Annotated in this window: 4 protein-coding genes; 2 read left to right on the top strand and 2 right to left on the bottom strand. The window is 35.8% G+C overall.

All coding sequences use genetic code 11. The features are described from left to right. The first annotated feature begins 199 nt into the window (after positions 1-199). Positions 200-1,987: an SLC13 family permease gene (locus tag ACIQ2X_RS13845; protein ID WP_396179528.1), complete on the top strand. Its 1,788-nt coding sequence runs from the start codon at positions 200-202 to the stop codon at positions 1,985-1,987. A gap of 140 nt (positions 1,988-2,127) precedes the next feature. Here the strand turns inward: ACIQ2X_RS13845 and ACIQ2X_RS13840 are convergent, their stop codons facing one another. Beyond that, the gene (locus ACIQ2X_RS13840; protein WP_396179527.1) at positions 2,128-2,427 is read right to left on the bottom strand and encodes a helix-turn-helix domain-containing protein; all 300 of its coding nucleotides are present in this window, start codon (positions 2,425-2,427) and stop codon (positions 2,128-2,130) included. 1 nt (position 2,428) lies between these two features. Then, positions 2,429-2,767, bottom strand: a complete 339-nt coding sequence (locus tag ACIQ2X_RS13835; RefSeq protein WP_396179526.1) for a type II toxin-antitoxin system RelE/ParE family toxin — start codon at positions 2,765-2,767, stop codon at positions 2,429-2,431. Positions 2,768-2,965: 198 nt separating this feature from the next. Here ACIQ2X_RS13835 and ACIQ2X_RS13830 point away from each other — a divergent pair, with 198 nt between their 5' ends. Beyond that, positions 2,966-4,531 (top strand): IS1182 family transposase, encoded by a 1,566-nt coding sequence (locus ACIQ2X_RS13830; protein ID WP_396179525.1) that lies wholly within the window; start codon positions 2,966-2,968, stop codon positions 4,529-4,531. The last annotated feature ends 215 nt before the right edge of the window (positions 4,532-4,746 follow it).

Raw genomic sequence — 4,746 nt, 5'->3', positions numbered from 1 at the left:
AAATAATTTTTCACTATATTTGTCATAGATATTGGTTTGTTTGGAGACTTCAAGATACTGAATTTCAGTATCTTGACCAATATCTAATCCATTTATTTTACTGCAAATAATTACACCCAACGGGTTAACTTTAATTTTAAATTTTATAAAGGATTGCCAATACCTTTTCTTTACTTTTAACTTTCTTAATCAAAAATCAGTGACGTTAGAAATTGGAATTGTTATTGGAATTTTAATCGTAGCTTTTGGCTTATTTGTGAGCGAAAAGTTTACGGTCGATAAGACCTCGTTTTTTATTCTGATCAGTTTGTTGATTTTTGCGATTGTCACTCCCGAAGAAGCCATTTCTGGATTTTCAGACCCTTCCGTTCTAACTATTTTGTGCTTGATGATTATTGCTACAGGTTTGGAAAAAAATGGCGTCGTGTCATGTATGGCGACCAAAATTATTCCGATGGCCAATTGGCCTTTTTGGGTTTTTCTGCCATTGCTGATGATTTTTGTAGGACTATTTTCCTCTTTTATTGCCACGACTGCCGTTGTAATTATATTCATAAAACTCTTTAATGAACTGGACAAATTGGGCAAAATCGATAAATCTCGAGTCCTGTTGCCGGTTTCGTTTGCTGGAATTTTAGGAGGAAGTTGCACGTTGATGGGAACCAGTACCAACCTGATTGTGTCGGGAATTTCGCAAAAAAGTGGTATAGGAAGGTTTTCATTTTTTGAATTTTCATTCGCGGGTCTAATTTTTTTATTGGTTGCAATACCCATTATTTATTTTTTAAGTCAAAAGATTTTGCCCAAAAAAGTAGTTGATGATGATGAAGTTTTAATGCATAAGTACGGTTACATTACGTCTGTCCGAATTAATGAAGGCTCGATTTTGATAGGCAAACCCGTAAATGAAACCGAAATTTGGGGTGAAAATGACATTGAGTTGATCAAAATTCAGCGTGGTTGTAAATATTTAAAAACCGAATTGAAAACTGAAATTTTGCAGGAGAACGACATATTGTGGTTGGACTTAACGATTGAAGATTTGAGATCAAAAACGGAGGGTTTGGGTGTTAGTATTTTGGGCGTGGATCAGAATGCGGCGAAGGAAGTATATGCCAATGAATTTCATGAAGTAATTGTTTTGCCTAATTCGCGGTTTATCAATATGTCGATTCGAGAATTTGATGATAACTTGCCCGAAAATGTTTTTGTAAAAGGAATCAACAGTGAAAAACGCTACGGTTCGTTTCCTAATTTTTTTAAGCAGTTTTTCAATAAAAAATTTCTCACCCCCGGAAATCGCGTGTTGCTAACGGGAAATTTAACCGAAATCCAGAAGTTGGCACGCAACAACGAATTGCTGTTTTCCAACACGGTCATAACGATGGCCAACATCCCTAAGTTCAAAAAGATCATCTCATTTGCAGCCATTTTGTTGGTTATTGTTTTATCGGCATCCAATACATTTACGATTTTGAAAAGTGCTTTGTTAGGAGTCGCCTTGTGTCTATTTACCGGCTGTATTCAGTTGAAAGACGCTTATAGCGGAATCAACTGGCAAGTTATTTTTTTATTGGCAGGAATGATTCCGCTAGGTATTGCAATGAAAAATACCGGAACCGATGTTTTCATTGCCGACCATTTACAAAGTGTTTTAAAATCGGTTCCCACGCCGGTAATTATTTCGATTGTGTTTGCCTTTACGATGCTAATGAGCGGTTTTATCAGTAACAATGCAACGGCTATTGTTTTTGCACCAATCGTAATTGCGGTTGCTGTAAAAATGAATTTGAATCCGAAACCGCTTTTGTACGCCGTGATGTTTGGTGCCAATTTCAGTTTTTATACCCCTATGGGTTACCAAACCAACGCCATCATTTACGGAATGGGGATTTATAAATTCAAACATTTCTTCATCATTGGCGGGATATTATCAATTGTTTTGCTGGTTTTGGCAAGTGTGTTGTTGCCGTTGTTGTATTCGTAAGGGGAAGTTTTGGGTTTACAATTTGTTTGATTGCTGTTCAGTAATCATTTAAGAGACAATGACACGAGTTCGAGTTTAGATAATGTTTGGCTTTCAGCCGCAACGAAACCCTAGCTGTTGTGTGCTGTAATAATAGTTACTTACAAAAAGGTTAACCCAATTCTTTTATTTAATCCTATTTCAAAGATTCTTATTAATGTTGAAAGTTGAATATTTCCTTTTCCGTTTTCAATTCTCGAAATGTAGCTTTTTTTTGTTCCAGTTTTTTCTGCCAATTGCTCTTGAGTTATTTTAGCTTCTTTTCGAGCGTCTTTAAGCATTTGGCTTATGATGAACATCTGTGATTTTTCTTCGTAGCTATTTCTACTTTCTGTTCCGATTTTTCCGTGTTCAACTTCAATAAGTTGGTCGAAATTTTTTATGTTTTTATAATCTTTCATTTTAAATGTTTTTTTGTTTAAAATACTCGTTCATTAAATTCAATGCTTTTTCCAATTCATTTTTTGGTGTCTTTTGAGATTTTTTCTGAAAACCATTAAAAAGCACAACCAATTTCCCTTTATCAAAGCAACAAAATATTCTATAAATATTTGACTGATATTCAATTCTTATTTCATAAAGTCCGTTTGTTCCTGTCAGATGTTTTAAAAATTTTTCCGGAACTTTCTCAACTTGTTTTATTAATTCAAGAACATATTTCATTTTTTCTTTTACTTTTTCATCTTGACTTTGATAAAACTCAATAAAATGATTTTCGTAAAATATAATTTCTCTGCTCATTTGACAAAGTTATCTTAAAAGTTAACAATTGGCAAATAAATTTTTGATTTTTTTCTTGTAGTTTACGTTCAGCGGAATTATAGCACACAACGTCAGTGCTTGTTGCACAACTCCTGAAATATACCAAAAAGATCTTGCAAAAAAGATTCAATTTTTGTAATTTTAGTCATGCAAGGAAAAAAAGAACTCACCCCAAAAATGCTCTACCAAGTTCATTTACAGGACTTGATTCCAGAGCATAATTTTTACCGATTGTTAGATAAAGCCATTGACTTTCGGTTTTTATACAAAGCTACAAAAGCGTATTATGGAGAAGAAGGTCAGGAAAGTATTGACCCTGTTGTATTTTTCAAGATTTGTCTAATTGGCTACTTGAACAATATCAATTCCGACAGAAAACTCATTGAATATTGTTCCAATTGTTTGGATACTCGTTTGTTTATTCGGTATGATATTGACGAAGCACTACCTTGGCACAGTACCATTAGCAGAACGCGTCAATTGTATGGAGAGGAAGTATTTATGGAATTATTCAAAAAAGTACTTTCGCTTTGTGTGGAAAAAGGAATGGTTCGTGGCAAACGGCAAGCGGTTGACAGTGCTTTTATCAAAGCCAATGCTTCGATGGATAGCTTGGTAGAGAAGGAAGTTTTAGACGATGCTGATTATTATACTCAGGAACTCAATGAAAACAGCGAATACAAAGTGAGTCAAACCCGAAAAAAGCTCGTGGACCAACACCATGATTGGAAAACAGAAACCTACAAAGCTCAGCCCAAGGGAAGTACTAAAGGGGACAGAAAAGACGAAAATGGCAACTTAATCCGACCTAAATATTTATCGAATCACACCCATTACAGTCCCACTGATCCTGATGCCAGAGTAAGTGTAAAACCCGGCAAGGCACGCCAACTCAATTACTTTGGACAAATAGCTGTAGATGATCAAAACCATGTCATCACCGGAGCTTGTGCAGATTTTGCCGACAAACGCGACAGTCAGTGTTTGGAACATATAGTAGAACTCGCCAAAGAAAATTTAGAAGAAAACCAAATAGAACTAGGCGAAATTTTAGCCGATGCAGGCTACAGTAGTGGCGAAGCTTTAAAATACTTAAACGATAACACAATCAATGCTTGGATGCCCAACTTCGGGCAATACGTCCCGCACCGCGAAGGGTTCGAACTTCAAAAAATGGGCAACTACTACCAGTGTACTAAAGAAGGTGGGAACAAAGCTAAGCTTCTTTTCAAGGTCGAGAAAACAGACAGCAAAGGTTACACCAAACGAACCTATAGAAGCAGTGAGAGCGATTGCAGGAAATGTCCACTTCGAGAGCAATGTTGTGGAATGAAAACCAATTTCAAGAAGCTGGACGACAGCATCCACAAAGAACACTACGAGAAGATGCACCAAAAGCTTACCCTAAACCCCGAGTATGCCAAGCGAATGTCTAAGATAAGAAGCAAAACAGTAGAACCAGTATTAGGAACACTGATCAACTTTACCAATATGAAACGTGTCAATACGAGAGGAATAAAGCAAGCCAACAAACATGTTTTGATGGCAGCCTTGACCTACAACCTCAAGAAATACCTCAAGTTCATTGCCCGAAAACCAAAGAGCAAGGCACAAGAAGTAACTTTAGAACAAGAAAAATGGCACACTTGTCTAAAAACCATTTTTTTAAGCTTTAATTGGATTGTTTTAAGCCTTCTTATTTTTAGAAACAAAAACTTTATATCAAAACCAAACCTCGTTTAGAATCCCGAAACTTCGGGACAAACGAGGTTGCTTTTGTAATTATTCTTGGAAAGTTTAGTTTTTGAAAGAGTTGTGCAACGGTTACCCGTGTTAGCGGTTCGTTGTTTTTTCACTTTTTTTTATGTCAATATATTCATTATACAATAATGAAAATAGATTTAAATCTTCGTATTTGTCAGCTACAAAATAATGCTGCCTTAATAACCCGTCTTTAG

It is taken from the genome of Flavobacterium sp., from assembly GCF_044368625.1.
Lineage (GTDB): Bacteria > Bacteroidota > Bacteroidia > Flavobacteriales > Flavobacteriaceae > Flavobacterium.
Note: the sequence above shows the minus strand (reverse complement) of the source record. Positions and strands in the feature narration are given on the sequence as shown.